10 protein-coding genes and 2 pseudogenes are annotated in these 14,745 nt (G+C 69.9%); 8 read left to right on the top strand and 4 right to left on the bottom strand.

Annotated features, from left to right (window positions below; genetic code table 11):
• Positions 1–305: 305 nt before the first annotated feature.
• The 6 genes and pseudogenes from OG736_RS05765 to OG736_RS05740 form a co-directional block, all read left to right on the top strand.
• Positions 306–1,016 (top strand): IclR family transcriptional regulator, encoded by a 711-nt coding sequence (locus OG736_RS05765; protein WP_266396734.1) that lies wholly within the window; start codon positions 306–308, stop codon positions 1,014–1,016.
• A complete protein-coding gene (locus OG736_RS05760; RefSeq protein ID WP_327181456.1) occupies positions 1,013–2,227 on the top strand; it encodes an ABC transporter ATP-binding protein in 1,215 nt (404 codons plus the stop codon). Before OG736_RS05765 ends, OG736_RS05760 begins: the two co-directional genes overlap by 4 nt.
• Positions 2,224–2,877: an ABC transporter permease gene (locus OG736_RS05755; RefSeq protein ID WP_327181455.1), complete on the top strand. Its 654-nt coding sequence runs from the start codon at positions 2,224–2,226 to the stop codon at positions 2,875–2,877. The genes OG736_RS05760 and OG736_RS05755 overlap by 4 nt, the downstream gene beginning before the upstream one ends.
• Positions 2,874–3,617, top strand: a complete 744-nt coding sequence (locus OG736_RS05750; RefSeq protein WP_327181454.1) for an ABC transporter permease — start codon at positions 2,874–2,876, stop codon at positions 3,615–3,617. The genes OG736_RS05755 and OG736_RS05750 overlap by 4 nt, the downstream gene beginning before the upstream one ends.
• Positions 3,618–3,627: 10 nt before the next feature.
• Complete coding sequence (locus tag OG736_RS05745; RefSeq protein ID WP_055634690.1) at positions 3,628–4,566, top strand: ABC transporter substrate-binding protein; 939 nt, start codon at positions 3,628–3,630, stop codon at positions 4,564–4,566.
• A 393-nt stretch (positions 4,567–4,959) separates the two neighbouring features.
• Positions 4,960–5,363, top strand: a pseudogene (locus OG736_RS05740) (transposase); the annotation flags it as partial.
• A 733-nt stretch (positions 5,364–6,096) separates the two neighbouring features.
• On the opposite strand, the gene OG736_RS05735 reads toward OG736_RS05740, so the two are convergent.
• Positions 6,097–6,879, bottom strand: a complete 783-nt coding sequence (locus OG736_RS05735) for a sulfite exporter TauE/SafE family protein (RefSeq protein ID WP_327181453.1) — start codon at positions 6,877–6,879, stop codon at positions 6,097–6,099.
• A 440-nt stretch (positions 6,880–7,319) separates the two neighbouring features.
• Here OG736_RS05735 and OG736_RS05730 point away from each other — a divergent pair, with 440 nt between their 5' ends.
• Positions 7,320–8,558: an MFS transporter gene (locus OG736_RS05730; RefSeq protein WP_327181452.1), complete on the top strand. Its 1,239-nt coding sequence runs from the start codon at positions 7,320–7,322 to the stop codon at positions 8,556–8,558.
• A 482-nt stretch (positions 8,559–9,040) separates the two neighbouring features.
• On the top strand, positions 9,041–10,846 hold the full coding sequence (locus tag OG736_RS05725; RefSeq protein ID WP_327181451.1) for a RecQ family ATP-dependent DNA helicase: 1,806 nt from the start codon (positions 9,041–9,043) through the stop codon (positions 10,844–10,846).
• A 546-nt stretch (positions 10,847–11,392) separates the two neighbouring features.
• Here the strand turns inward: OG736_RS05725 and OG736_RS05720 are convergent.
• The 3 genes and pseudogenes from OG736_RS05720 to OG736_RS05710 form a co-directional block, all read right to left on the bottom strand.
• A pseudogene (locus OG736_RS05720) lies at positions 11,393–11,743 on the bottom strand (FdhF/YdeP family oxidoreductase); the annotation flags it as partial.
• A 209-nt stretch (positions 11,744–11,952) separates the two neighbouring features.
• On the bottom strand, positions 11,953–12,582 hold the full coding sequence (locus OG736_RS05715; RefSeq protein WP_327181450.1) for a DUF1345 domain-containing protein: 630 nt from the start codon (positions 12,580–12,582) through the stop codon (positions 11,953–11,955).
• A gap of 220 nt (positions 12,583–12,802) precedes the next feature.
• Positions 12,803–14,566 (bottom strand): immunity 49 family protein, encoded by a 1,764-nt coding sequence (locus tag OG736_RS05710; RefSeq protein WP_327181449.1) that lies wholly within the window; start codon positions 14,564–14,566, stop codon positions 12,803–12,805.
• Between the last annotated feature and the right edge of the window lie 179 nt (positions 14,567–14,745).

The raw sequence follows: 14,745 nt of genomic DNA, 5'->3' as shown, positions 1-14,745 counted from the left end.
CGCTATGGACGCCCGGTTTCGCGTCTCACTCGCGGAGGTTTCTGCCCGATGAAACCCGATTGCCACCAGGTGGCAGAGCGGCCTGCTCAGGATGTTCTTTCGAGCTCCGCGCATATCTGTGGCAGTGCAATCCCGCCCTTCGGGGAGCATTTCCCCTGCCGGGTAGTGACTCTTCGTGCGCAAATCGCCACCATGCGTTTCGCGTATTCCGTCTGGTGGCAATCGGGATTCACTCAACAGAAACCGTACTGAATACATCCGAAAAGAACCGTCCCTAGTGTTGCCACCTATTCAGGAGGTGGGGCATGGGCGAAACGTCGACACGGACTGCGGAGCGGGCGATGGCTCTGCTCGGCGTGGTCTGCGAGCACGGGGCCATCACCCTGGCGGAGAGCGCCCGGGAGACCGGGCTGGCGGCCAGCACCGCGCTGCGCCTCTTGCGCGCGCTGGAGAACGGCGGTTTCGTACGACGCGAGGCCGACGGATCGTTCCGCCCCGGCACCCGGATCGTGCAGTTCGGGGCACGGGCCCTGAGTCACGAGTCCCTGGTGCCGTACTGCCGCGAGGCGATGGAACGGATCGTCGCGGTGACCCGGGAGTCGGTGTACCTGAGCATCCCCTCGCACGAGGACACCGCCCTGTACATCGCGATCACCGAGGGCACTCACTCGGTCCGGCACACCAGTTGGGTGGGCCGGACGATCCCCCGGCGCGCCAGCGCGGTCGGGGCGGTGTTCGCGGGGGAGACGCCGGCCCGGGGTTACGTCGTCGTGGAGGACGGCGTCGAGAACGACGTCACCGCGATCGCGGCACCACTGCTCACCGGGTCCAGGGTGATCGCCGCCCTGAGCGTGGTGGTCCCCGACTACCGGCTGCGCGGCGACAAGGTCGTACGGATCGGGGTCCGGCTCGCCGGTGAGGCCCACGACCTGTCGCGTTCGCTCGGCGGGCAGCTACCGCCGCCGGCACAGCTGGCACAGCCGACATACGGCACCGTAACGGAGAGAATGTCATGATCCGATTCGACAACGTCACCAAGGCATATCCGGACGGTACGGTCGCCGTCGACCGGCTCAGCCTGGAGGCACCGACCGGGAAGATCACCGTTCTGGTGGGGCCGTCCGGCTGCGGCAAGACCACCTCCATGCGCATGGTCAACCGCCTGATCGAGCCCACCTCCGGCACCATCACGCTGGGCGGACAGCCGGTCTCCGGGACCGACGCCACCGAGCTGCGACGGAAGATCGGTTACGTCATCCAGCACGCCGGCCTCTTCCCGCACAAGAACGTCGCCGACAACGTCATGGCGCTGCCCCGGCTCCTCGGGCTCGGCCGCCGCGAGGCCCGGACCCGGGCCCTGGAACTGCTGGAACGGGTCGGCCTCGGCCCGCAGTTCGCCGACCGCTACCCCTGGCAGTTGTCCGGCGGCCAGCAGCAGCGCGTCGGTGTCGCCCGCGCGCTGGCCGCCGACCCGCCCTACCTGCTGATGGACGAGCCGTTCAGCGCCGTCGACCCGGTCGTACGCGCCCAGTTGCAGGAGGAGTTCCTCCGCCTCCAGCGCGAGATCGGCAAGACGATCGTGCTGGTCACCCATGACATCGACGAGGCGCTCAAGCTCGGCGACCAGGTCGCGGTGCTCCGCGAGGGCGGGCGGCTCGCACAGGCCGCGGCCCCGGCCGAGCTGCTGGCCCGGCCCGCCGACGCCTTCGTCGCGGGCTTCGTCGGCCGTGACCGGGGCTACCGGGCGCTGGGCTTCGCCGGTACGGGAGACGGCGTGATTCCCGCCGCCGAGCCTGCCGTCGTGCTCGGCGCGACGCGCGCCGAGGCCGAGGCGGCGGCGCTGGACGGCTGGATCCTGGTCACCGCCCCCGGCGGTGAGCCGGTCGGCTGGGCCGCGCTCGACCGGCTCGACGGCGACCGGGTCACCGAGCAGGACCTCAACCTCAGCGCCACCACGGCCCGTACGGACGGCACCCTCCGCGAACTGCTGGACGCGGCACTGTCCTCTCCCAGCGGTCGCGGTGTCCTGGTCGACGCCGAAGGACACCTGGCCGGGACCGTGTCGCCGACAGCCGTGGCCCGCGCGATCGAAGAGGCCGCGTCGGTGACCGCCCCTGCGGGGGCCATCGCTGGGTCCGCCGTCGAGTCCGCCGCGGGGGCCACCGCTGGGTCCGTCGAGCCCGCCGCCGGGTCCGCCGTCGAGGCCCCCGCCGGGAGCCACCTGTGACCGCCGCGGAATGGCTCCGCCACAACGCCGGAGAGATCGCCGACCTCACCGCATGGCACCTCTGGCTGTCCATACTGCCGCTGCTCATCGGCCTGCTGGTCGCGCTGCCGCTGGGCCGGCTGGCCCACCGCAGCCGCCGGCTCTACCCGATACTGGTGGCGCTGGCCGGGCTGGTCTACACGGTGCCCTCCCTCGCTCTGTTCATCCTGCTGCCGAAGTTGCTCGGCACCCGGATCCTCGACCCGGTCAACGTGGTCATCGCGCTGAGCGTCTACACAACGGCGCTCCTGGTGCGGGTCGTGGCCGACGGGCTGGCGGCCGTACCCGCCGACGTCATCCAGTCCGCCCACGCCATGGGCTACCGGTCGCACCAGCGGCTGATACGGATCGAACTGCCCATCGCCGTACCGGTCATCGCCGCCGGGCTGCGGGTCGCGGCGGTCTCCAACGTCAGCATCGTGTCGATGGCTGCGCTGCTCGGTGTGCCGCAGCTCGGCTCGCTGTTCACGCAGGGATTCCAGCTGCACTTCTTCACCCCGATCGTCACCGGCGTCGTACTGAGCCTGGTCATCGCGCTGGTGCTGGACGGGCTGATCCTGCTCGCCGGCCACTCGCTCACCCCTTGGCAGCCCAGGAGGTCCGCCCGATGAGCACGAGCATCACCGGCTGGCTCACCAGTCCCGTCAACTGGAGCGGTCCCGACGGCATCCCCGCCCAGACCCTGGCCCACCTCGAACTGTCCGGCATGGCGCTGGCCATCGCCCTCGTCATCGGCGTGCCCGTCGGCCTCCTGATCGGTCACACCGGGCGCGGCGCCTTCCTGGTCGGCGGCCTCGCCAACGCGCTGCGTGCCCTGCCGACGCTGGGTGTGCTGATGATCGCGGTGCTGCTGATCACCCCGCACATCGCCTCCGACCTGGCGTTCACCATTCCGAGCCTGATCGTGCTCGTCCTGCTTGCGGTGCCGCCGATCCTGACCAACACCTACGCGGGTGTCTTCGCGGTGGACGCCGCCGCCGTCGACGCCGCGCGCGGCATGGGCTGGCGTGGCCGGGACATCCTGCTGCGCGTTCAACTGCCGTGCGCGCTGCCGCTGATCCTGTCCGGGATCCGGGCCGCGGCGCTGCAGATCATCGCGACCGCGACCGTGGCTGCTTACGTCTCGCTCGGCGGTCTCGGCCGGTTCCTCATCGACGGCCTCGCCCAGAGCGACTACGCGCAGATGGCGGGCGGAGCGATCCTCGTCGCCGCGCTCGCCCTGGCCGTCGAACTCCTCCTGCTCGGGCTGGCCAGGCTCCTCGTCTCGCCCGGCCTCACCCGCAGGGTCTCCCGCCGCACTTCCCCTCCCGCAGTACCGGCATCCGCCACCGCCACCGCCACCGCACAGTGAAGAGAGTCCCATGAACAGCGCGTCCACAAGAAGCAAGAAGCTCCTCGGCCTCGCGGCCTTGACCGCCACCGGCGCCCTCGTCCTCACCGCGTGCGGCAGCGGCGGTGACCCGATGAGCACCAGCGCCACGGCCGGCGCCTCGTCCGCCGCCGACACCATCACCGTCGGGTCGGCGAACTTCACGGAGAGCCAACTCCTCGCCACCATCTACGCGGAGGCGCTGAAGGCCAAGGGTGTCAAGGTCAAGACCCGGCTGAACATCGGCAGCCGGGAGACGTACATCCCCGCGCTCAAGGACGGCTCGATCGATCTCCTCCCGGAGTACACGGGCGCGCTGCTCCAGTACTTCGACCCGAAGACGAAGGCCAGCAGCCCGGCCGAGGTCTCCGCCGCGCTGACCAAGGCGCTGCCCTCTGGCATCTCCGCGCTCAAGCAGTCCACGGCGGAGGACAAGGACGTGCTGGCCGTCACCCAGAAGACGGCGACCGCCCACGACCTCACCACCATCTCCGACCTCGCCCCGGTGGCCGGCACGATGGCACTGGGCGCACCGCCGGAGTGGAAGACCCGGGTCAACGGCGTGGTCGGGCTGAAGAGCGTCTACGGGTTGTCCTTCAAGAAGTTCGTCTCGTTGGACGCCGGAGGCCCGCTGACCCTCGCCGCCATCACCAACAACCAGGTGCAGGTCGGTGACCTGACCAGCACGGACCCCGCCATCGCCAAGAACAAGCTCGTCACCCTCAAGGACGACAAGAACCTCTTCCTGGCCGAGAACATCCTGCCCGTCATCAACAAGGACAAGGTCACCCCCACCGTCACCAGCACCCTCAACGCCGTGTCCGCGGCGCTGACCACCGAGGGACTCATGGAGCTGAACAGCAAGGTCGCCAAGCTCGACGACATGAGCGACGTCGCCAAGGCCTGGCTCACGTCCGCCGGTCTGAGCTGATCTCCATCGCCTTCTCAGCCTCGTCTCACGTTCTCTCGCTGATCTGGGTCTTCGAACTTGAGCGGTGTGCCCTTCGTGTGCGCTGACTGACAGTCACTGCATGGTGGTGGGTGGGCTGTGGGACTGTAAGACGTTCGGTGTAACTCCCGATCATGGAAGATGCATCGATGACCAGTGAGAACGTGACCGGTCGAGTCGGCAGAGGCGGTGTCGGCGAAGGCCGTGGACGACCAGTTGATCGACGAGCTGGTGCACCGGGCCCAGGCCGAGGGCCTGCAGTTGGCAGGCGAGGGCGGGCTGCTGCAGCAACTGACCAAGCGGCTGCTGGAGTCCGCCCTGGAGGGCGAGATCACCGACCACCTCGGCTATGACAAGCACGATGCGGCCGGCAAGATCGCCAGGCTTCTCAAGCCCATCTACACCGCTCCCACCGAAGAGGCCGCCCTGGACCGGTTCGCCGAGTTCGCAGATGCCTGGGGCCGAAAGTATCCGGCGATCGTGAAACTGTGGGAGAACGCCTGGGAGGAGTTCACCCCGTTCCTGCGGTTCGACACCGAGATCCGCCGCATCGTCTGCACGACGAACGCGATCGAGTCGGTGAACGCCCTTATCCGCCGGGCGGTCAAGGCCCGCGGACACTTCCCCACGAGCAGGCCGCCCTGAAATGCGTCTGCATGGCGATCATGTCCCTCGACCCCACCGGCAAGGGACAGGCCCGCTGGACCATGCGCTGGAAGACCGCACTGAACGCCTTCGACATCACCTTCGACGGACGCCTCTACGCAGCCCGTCAGTAGCTCCAACAACCCGAGTTAGACCGCTCGTTTGACAGACCCGCACGCAGGCAATGAACGCTGGCGGCTCCACGTGGTCACCTCCGTCCTCGATCCTGAGCGAGTAGACATCCACATGCTCCCGAACCCCTTCGGCAAACAAGGACGCGGCCGCTACCGCGAGGAGGGCGGCGCGCTGCGCTTCTCCTATCGGCTATGACACGCGACACCAGAGGGCCGCTGACGTATCCCGAGTCTTGTGCGACCGCACTATGCCCGCAGATGTCCTGGCCTGCGACTACGGCCACAGAGGCTCCGTCCCGAGGCGGAGCCTCTGCGCGTTGGAAAGGAAATCCGCTGTACGAGGGTTTCCATCCCTTTGGCTGAACTGGGCGGACGCGGCTGCTGCTGTGGTAAGCGTCCAACTCATCGACCTCCAGGGGCTACTGAGGGGCCACAAGGACAGGAACAGACCGACAAGCACTGCACAGGGCTGACACAGATCGACACGTCTGACCTGCAAGAACGGCGTGTATCGGCAATGATCGGCAAGGGCCGCCAAGATCCTCAAAGGACTCATGGTCCGTCGGCCGTGGGTTCGAGTCCCACCCGCCCCACCTGTGCAGGCTTCTCACCCGCGGAGAGGTTCCTCGTTGGGTGTCGGAGCGTCAACTATCGCTCACTGGGACGCAGGATTTTGGTGAGGTCCGCGAGCTGCTTGCCTACAGGGCCGCAGTCGCTCAGCGCCGTGCTGCGGTCAACGCAAAATCTGGATGGCGTAGAGCGTGCCGATGCCTGTGGCGAGGATGCCCAGCAGGAGCCGAAGTGCGGTCTCGGGCAGGAGTGGTTGGAGGTGGGCGCCGAGGTAGCCGCCGACCAGGCCTCCGGCACCGCAGGACAGGCCCAGCGGCCAGTCGGGAGCGACGTCACCCGCGGCGGCCAGAGAGAGCAGCGCGTAGGTGGCCGCGCCGACGACGGACGTCGCGAACGTGGAAGCCAGGGCCGCGGGCGCGACCGTGGCGACCGGTGTTCCGCGGCCGACGAGGATCGGGCCGAGCAAAGAGCCGCCCCCGATTCCATAGATGCCTCCGGCGACGCCGACGGACAAGGCGAGCGCCCTCGTTGCGCGAGGCGATGGCGGGCGGGTGGCGCGGGCTGGTGCCGGGCGCACGGTCCGCAGCCACAGCCACAGGCCGAGCGGCAGCAGCAGCGCGGCGATGAGGAGGCGGAAGACCCGTGGTCCCGGAACGGCGAAGACACGGATCACCGCGCCGATGACGACGCCGGGCACGGTACCCACGATGAGCAGGCGGGTCAGCGGTCCTCCCAGACGTCCGGCTCGCCAGTGGCGCAGGAGGGCGCCCGGACCGGCCACGACGTTGTACAGCAGGTTCGTCGGTGTCACCGCCGGACTCGGCACACCCAGGACGCTGACCTGAACGGGCAGCAGAAAGACCGCTCCGGAGACTCCGGCGGGCGAGGTGGCCACCGAGATCAGGAGCCCGGCGACGAACCCGAACAACCCCGTTGACCACGCCATCACAGCCCCCTTGAGAGGCCACCGTCCCGATGCGCCGTCGAGCAGGCTCCGGACCGGGATGCCTCGTTCTCGTGAACATCGACCCGGCCTGATCCAACCGCCTCGCGAGGCAATGAACAACTGCTGCCTGAGCGGCTCAAGCCGTAGCCGGGTCGCATCGCATGGGTGTGATCTGCTTGACGCTGCACATCGGCAGTCCACACTTCGGTGAGGGTGGTGGCTATGCGGCGACAGGGGCGATCAGGTCCCCGGGTGCAACGCCGACCGCGGCGCGTTGCGGCTCCTTCGGGCGGGCCCCTTCCGGTGGGTCGACCGCCAAGTCCGTGTCGTCGAGGGCCGGACGGACCGCGAGTTCGTCGAGCGCGCAGTCTTGCTATTGCAAGTAATGTGCAACAAGCTTGGTGGACCCTTACCGCCTGCCTGTGACGTGGAGTCCTGTCATGCCTCGCTTGATGCCGGATGCCGGACCGCAGCGCGTCCTCGCGGCTTCGAACTTCGTCTACACCGTCGGCAGCGGCCTCTATCTGACCGCCGGGGTGCTGTATTTCACCGAGGCGGTTCACCTGCCGGCAGGCCAGGTGGGGGTCGGGCTCGGCATCGCCGGTCTTGTCGCACTGGCGCTCGGCGTCGCGGTCGGTCATCTGGCGGACCGGCATGGAGCACGTGGTGTCTACGCGGCCACACTTGTGGTCCAGGCGCTGGCCACGGCGGGCTTCGTGCTGGTGGACAGCTTCTGGCCGTTCGTGCTGGCCGTCGGCGCGGCTGCCGGGGCGAAGGCGGCCGGAACGGCCGCCCGCTCCCCGCTCATCAGGTACTACGGAGGGGACCGGCCACAGGAGTTCCGGGCCTACCTCCGCGCGGTGACCAACGTCGGTATCTCGCTCGGCGCGCTGGGAGCGGGGTGGGTCGTACAAGTGGGCACCCTCACGGCCTATCAGCTCATGGCCGTCGGCAACGCGATCGCCTTCGTGGTGTCCGCGGCGCTGCTGATCATGCTCCCGCCGGTCACGCCGCTCCCGGCCGCCGGCGGCCCTCGCTGGATCGCCCTCCGCGACCGCCCCTACCTGCTGCTCACCGTCCTCGACGGCATCATGGCCGTCCAGTTCAAGGTGCTCACCGTGGCCATCCCGCTCTGGCTGGTCGGTGCCACCACGGCTCCGCACTGGCTCATCTCGGGCACCATGCTCACCGGCACCGTCATCGTCGTCGCATTCCAGGTGCGAGCCAGCCGCAACATCGATTCCCCCGAGGCCGGCGGCAACGCCTACCGCCGGGCAGGAGTGGCCTTTCTCATCGCCTGCTCACTGATCTCCCTGTCCGCGGGCGTACCGGCATGGGCTGCCGCAACCCTGCTCATCCTCGCCGTGGTGATCCACACGGTCGGCGAACTCTGGCACGCCGCTGCCGGCTTCGAGGTGTCCTTCGCCCTCGCACCGAAGCATGCCACCGGCCAGTACCTGGGAGTGTTCGGCCTGGGCGCCGGACTGGCCGAGGCACTCGGGCCAGGTCTGCTCATCGCGCTCTGCATCACCTGGGGCCGACCCGGCTGGTACGTCGTCGGAGCCATGTTCGCCCTGACCGGCCTGTCGGCACCGCTCGCTGTCCGCTGGGCAGAACGACACCGCCGGCACGTTCGGCAGGCGCAGCCTGATGCCCCGGAGAAGGCGCAAGCCGCCTGATCGCCCGACGAAGCGACCGCACTCGGCCTCGCCCTCGCCTCCGCCCCGGTCACCGAAAAGAACCGAGCAGCTCCTTCAGCAACTGGAGACACTGGTCGCCGTCCCGGCCGAGGGCTGCGAGCAGGCGGGCCAGCAGCACAGCTCAGGCAGCGCGTCGTGCCGCACCGCGCAAGCCCGGGCGGCGGACACGGACACCGACTGCCCGCGCTGCGCGACAGCGGACCTGCTGCGCCGCCACCGGCACCCGGCCCCCTGAACCACCGGGGCGACAGCCGGCAGCCACGCCCGCAATCATCAACCGGCGACGGCCACGGCGCCCGCAACGTGAACGCGTCGGAATCGCGTCATCGGTCAGATACCGGGCGCCGTGAACGTGCCGTGGGGCTCCGGATGTTCGCGACCGAATCGTGAGGCGATATCCCGGCGAGCCGGGGTAACCGCCAGACACACGGCGGTTGGACGCCAACCCTTCAAGGAGAACCATGTTCGCACTCACGTCCCGTCGCCTGCGCGGCATCGCCCGTCGGGTCTTCGGCTGGCAGCAGTTGCGTCCGGCCCAACTCACCGCGATGAAGGCCGTGATGAAGGGGCGTGACGTCCTCGCCGTCATGCCGACCGGTGCGGGCAAGTCCGCCGTGTACCAGGTGCCTGCGGTCTTGCTCGCCGGTCCGGTCGTCGTCGTCTCGCCGCTGATCGCGCTCCAGCGGGACCAGATGCAGAGCCTGCTCGGATCCGGCGCGCTGCGCGCCGCCGCCATCAACTCTGCGCAGCGCAGAAGCGACAACGAGACGGCGTGGGCCCGGATCAGCGCCTCCTCGGTCGACGTGGTCTTTCTCGCTCCCGAGCAGCTCGCCAAGCCGGACGTCGCGGACCGGCTCGGCGCTGTCCGGCCGCGGCTGCTGGTGGTGGACGAGGCACATTGCGTGTCGTCCTGGGGGCACGACTTCCGGCCTGACTACCTGCGGCTGCGTCACGCGCGCGAGCGGCTCGGCAACCCGCCGGTGCTCGCCCTGACCGCGAACGCGGCGGCCCCGGTACGCCGGGACATCGCCGAACGTCTCGGCATGAACGACCCGGTGGAGATAGTGGCCGGCTTCGACCGTCCCAACATCCACCTGGAGGTGTCGACCTTTCAGGACGGAGCCGCCAAGGAGCGGTTCGTCGTGGAGCGGGCGGCCGTCGAGGAGAAGCCGGGAATCGTGTACGCGGGAACGCGGCGGGCCGCGGACAGCTACGCCGAGCAGTTGAGCGACCTCGGACTGTCCGCCGCGAGCTACCACGCGGGGCGTCCTGCCGCCGAGCGCGGCCAGACCCAGGACCGCTTCAGCTCCGGTGAACTCGATGTGGTCGTGGCGACCTCGGCGTTCGGGATGGGCATCGACAAGGCGAACGTACGGTTCGTGCTGCACGCCTCCGTCCCCGGCTCGCTCGACGCCTACTACCAGGAGATCGGCCGGGCCGGCCGCGACGGGGCACCGGCCAGGGCGATCCTCGCCTACCGCCCGCAGGATCTGGGCCTGCAACGCTTCTTCGCCGCCGGCGCTCCCGACGCCGACGCGTTGCGCCGCGTCGCCGAGCGGCTGCGCGGCGAGGAGGGCGCCGTGGGCGCGACCCGGCTCCGGGCCGACTGCGACCTCGGCTCGACGGCGCTGTCCGCCGTGCTGAACCTGCTGGAGGAGGCCGGGGCCGTCCGTACCGGACGGGACGGCAGCCGCTTCACCGGCGCGACCGGCACCGACGGCGCCTCCGCGGATGACGACGTCGACGCCGCCGTGCAGAGCGCCCTCGCCGTCCACGCCACACACCGCAAGCTCGAACAGTCCCGGGTCGACATGATGCGCGGGTACGCCGAGACGACCGACTGCCGGCGGCGGTTCCTCCTCGGCTACTTCGGCGAGTCCGTCCCCGTCCCGTGCGGGGCGTGCGGCAACTGCACGGGCCCGGTGGCCAAGCCTGCGACCGGGCTGAGGCGCGAGCGGTCCGAGGACGCCGGACGGCCCTGCAAGGCGGCCACGCGGCAGCGCCGGTGGACCCGGGCCGGTGCGCGTGCGGGCGGCTCCGCGGGTGCCGTCCGGGCGGTGGAGACCGTCGCGCCGCCCGCGGCGGACGACCACCCCTACCTGCCGGGCGTCAGCGTGCGCCATGACCGGTGGGGCCAGGGAGAGGTCATGAGCGAGGGCGACGGCAAGATCACCATCCTGTTCGAGTCGGTCGGCTATCGCACCCTGTCGCTGGCTGTGGTGACGGACAAGCAGCTGCTGGCCACGTTGCCCGACTCATCGCGCTGACGCCGGGCCCGCGAGTGCGGGGCGTCGAGAGGCGGCCCCGCCCGTAGCGGGCCGCGCCCCTCACCTCACCCCGTCATACCGCCGCCATCCCATGGCGTTTGCCGGACGTCCGCCGGGCGAAGACCTGAGCATCAGACTTGTCCGTCCGGGCCAACTGTCGGTTCGGGACCGCTCCTTCGTGACGACTGCGTCGTCTCAAGCAGCCGCGCCGGGCCGATCCGAGCAGATGGACCGGCACATCGGACCTCGCCGTCCGCGGCCGGGTCCGGCAGGACGGACACGAGGGCGAGGTCTACGGGCGGGGAGCCCCGGGTACCGTGACCGCCGGCAAACAGAGGCCCGTTGCCCGGCCATCGAGCCGCTCCCGCGGGGATTCGACCGAACGCGGGAACCGGCCGCGCAGCCGCGGGGGATGTCGTAGGGAATGGCCAGGTAGCCCTTGAGGTGACGGTGGCTGCCGTCCTTGGCGGTGCTGGTGATGTCGACCGGGTCGAGTTCGGACAGGCCGCGTTCCCGCATGTCGTCCTGGTTCATGAAGACGAGTGTGCGCAGGTTCTCGCAGGTGTAGGCGGTGTCGGGTGCGGCGAGGGCGAAGTTGCCGCCCATGCCGACGAACACCTTCACATCGCCGCGGTGCATCGCCTGGATGGCGGCGACCGTGTCCATGCCGTGCTCGCGAGGCGGGTCGATCTTGCAGACTTCGGCCAGGCGGTCCAAGAACTCCGCAGTGGGCCGATGGTCGATGCCGCACGTCCGGTTGCCCTGGACATTGCTGTGTCCTCGCACCGGTGACGGTCCGGCTCCCTCCCGGCCCAGATTCCCGTGCAGGAGAAGGAGGTTGACGATCTCCCCGACGGTGTCGACCCCGTGTTCGTGCTGGCTGACGCCCAGGCACCATCGACGGCGACACGGGCCACTGAGGAGGAGAGCACGAAGTCGAGCCAGACGGCACGGAGACCGGGAAGGGCAGACGTGAAGGAAGTGTCCTGACAAAGACACGTCCCGGTCTCACACGGTGCGGCCCGGTCGGGCTTGACCCCAGGATCACCGAGCCCGCTGACCGCGGCGGCGAGGGATGCCTCACGACGGTGGCCTGCTCGGTACCGTCAACCACTCACGATTCCCACCACGAGGTTGATGGCCGTGGCGAGAATGCTCGTGCCGAAGACGTAGGACATCAGCGAGTGCCGCAGCACGATCGCGCGGATCGTGGAACTCGAGACATCCGTGTCGGACACCTGATAGGTCATGCCGAGGTTGTAGCTGAAGTAGAAGAAGTCCCGGTACGCCGGAGGATCGTCCGAATTGAAGTCGATGCCGCCCGCGGACTCGTAGTACACGTAGGCGTAGCGGGTGGCGTACATCAGGTGCAGCGCGGCCCAGGCCGTGAAGACCCCACACAGCGCGGTCGCGGCGTGGCCCGTGTCGGACTCGCCGCCGTGCAGGAGAAGCAGCACGATGGCGACCAGTCCGCACAGAGCCACCGAGGCCACCACGAGTTCCTCGGTGACGGGCCGGAAGTCCTCACGTCGCGCATTGTGGTGAGTGGTCGCGGCATCCATCGGCCACAGCACCGCCCATCCCGCCAGCACGAAGAACAGTTCCATCGCGGCGATCCCGGCCAGCACACCCAGTGCCGCGTCGGTCGGCAGCCCGACGGCCGCGCCGGCCACGGCTCCGAGGAGCACCGCGCCGGCAAGGCGGGGCACGGCGCCCACGGGCAACCAGGTCCTCATACTCCACCACCGTCCCGCTGTCGCCGATCAGCCCGGAGCCGTCCGACGCCGCCGAGACGGCGCCGGCCCCGCAGGCGAGCGTCAACCCGACAGGACCACGGGGTATGTACCCGACACGCCGATCCGGCATCGCCTCGTTCCTTCAAAGACCGGAACGGCCGACGACGTTCACTCGCCGACAAGACGAGCGGGAAGGGACCGTGCACGTTCGGTTCACGCCCTAGAAGGGCTCGGCCGCCTGGAGCAGCCGCTCGGGCAGGTAGGGGGAGTCGACCCGGATGTTCCAGCCTCTGCGGCGGGCGTGGCAGGCCAGGGCCAGGGCGTCGAGGTCGAACCGGGCGTCCGGGTCGTCGGCGCGGTCGGCGACCCGGTAGTGGTCGCGGTGGGCTTCGAGAGCGTCGGCCAGCGCCAGGTTGAAGCTCTCCTCGTCACCCTCCACGAGCTGCGACAGGAGGGCCCCCGGCGGCGGGAAGAAGCCCCAGTCCCTGGCCTTGGCGACGTCCCGCAGCGCCCGTTCCGTCGCCGGCTCCGGGTCCGCGCCCTTCAGGTAGTCGTGGAGGGCCACGCGGTACGACGCGAACGCGGAGCGGTCCTCGGCGGTGAAGGTGGGGCCGGTCAGGACCAGGGGAGCGAGGTCTTCGCGTACGCCGGTGATCAGGGCGAAGGCGGTGGCGGTCTGCCAGTTGCCCGCGCTCGCGTCCTCGCCACGGGTGGCCGGGTAAACGAGGGTACGGCCGTCGACCGTCACCCGGGTCTCGGTGCCCGGCTCGGCGAGGGCGATGCGGAACAGGGCCGCACCCAGCTGGGAGGCCAGGCGCAGGTTCGCGAGCTGGGCGTCCGTGACGTCGCCGGAGTCCGAGGCACGCCACTTGAACAGGAGCTCCTGGTAGCGCAGGGCGCTCCCGAGCTGCCATACGGCCAGGGGCTTCCCGTCCACCGGAGTGAGGGCCTCTTGGGTGTACTGGTCGAACAGGGCCTCGCTCTCCGGGGCCGGGGTCCTTTCGAGGGCCGGCCGGCCTACCAGCAGCGGCCCGGCGGCCAGCGCGGCGACCGCCTCCGGGCGCCGACGACGGCCGAAGCCTTCGACACGCGGGCCTCGGGTCTCGAAGCCGGTGACCAGGGCGCGTGGAAGGTAGTCGGTCTCGAGCGCCGGTGCCCAGCCCAGGGTCCGGTACGCGAGCGCGGCCAGGGCGACCGGCAGCAGCGGGAGGAGACTGCCGGGCGAGGCGCCGGGGCCGGGCAGGGCGCTGTGGGGCAGGAGGAGGGCGGTCAGTCCGGAGTCGAAGCCCGCCCGGTCCTCGGCGGCCAGGGCGCGCAGGGTCGTGAGCGCCACACTGTGCGGCCGGTCGAGGAGGCTTTCGCCCGTCTGCTCCTCCCGGCTGCGGATGCGGGCCAGCGCGGCGTCGAGGGCGGCGAGCTTCTGCCGGGGGCTCGGGGGGTAGTCCGCGTCGTCGTCTCCCGTGTCGTCGAGTACCTGTGCCATGAAGCCCTTGACGAGCTCGACGGCGGGCGTTCCGTCCGTGCCTGCGCCGAACTTCTGGCGGGCGAAGTGGAAGGCCTCCCCGTGCCACTTGGCCTTGTCCGAGAGGACGGCGAGACAGAACGCGTCGATCCATTCGCCCGGGGTGACGCTCTCCTCGGCCGCCTCCTCGTCTTCGGCGTCGTACCCCATGCCGAAGTTCACGTAGTCGAGCATGATGTGGAAGGAGCAGTGCGGGAAGTACGCGGCGAATGCCACCGCGCCGGCCGCGGCCTCGGTCGCGTCCTTGAGCGCCGCCTTCGCCTCCGGGGTGTCGAGGTCAGGTGTTTCGACAGAGAGGGCACCCAGGTAGTCGAGAAACTCCTCGGCGATCGACGTCCACTCGTACGTGGCCATCCGGCCGGCCTTCGACATCGACCGGACCTGTCCTCCGATCCGGTTCGCGAAGTCCTCGCGCGCCGCCGAAACCACTGCCCCGCCCACCTGGTGACGCTCTATCCGCACTTCGCCGCTCCTTGATCACTTGTCTGGAGGTCAGCCTAGGCGCATGGTCCGACACCCCTGCGGCAGGTGCGGTGGACCGCAGGCGCGTCCTGTCGACCGCCGGCTGTGTCCGCGTGCCCGGAACGCTCGTGCGGGTGGTCGGGAGCCCCCGGACACGGCCGACGCGCGTTTGTCGGTGG

It is taken from the genome of Streptomyces sp. NBC_01334 (assembly GCF_035983595.1).
In the GTDB taxonomy this organism is placed as follows: Bacteria; Actinomycetota; Actinomycetes; order Streptomycetales; family Streptomycetaceae; genus Streptomyces; species Streptomyces coriariae.
Note: the sequence above shows the minus strand (reverse complement) of the source record. Positions and strands in the feature narration are given on the sequence as shown.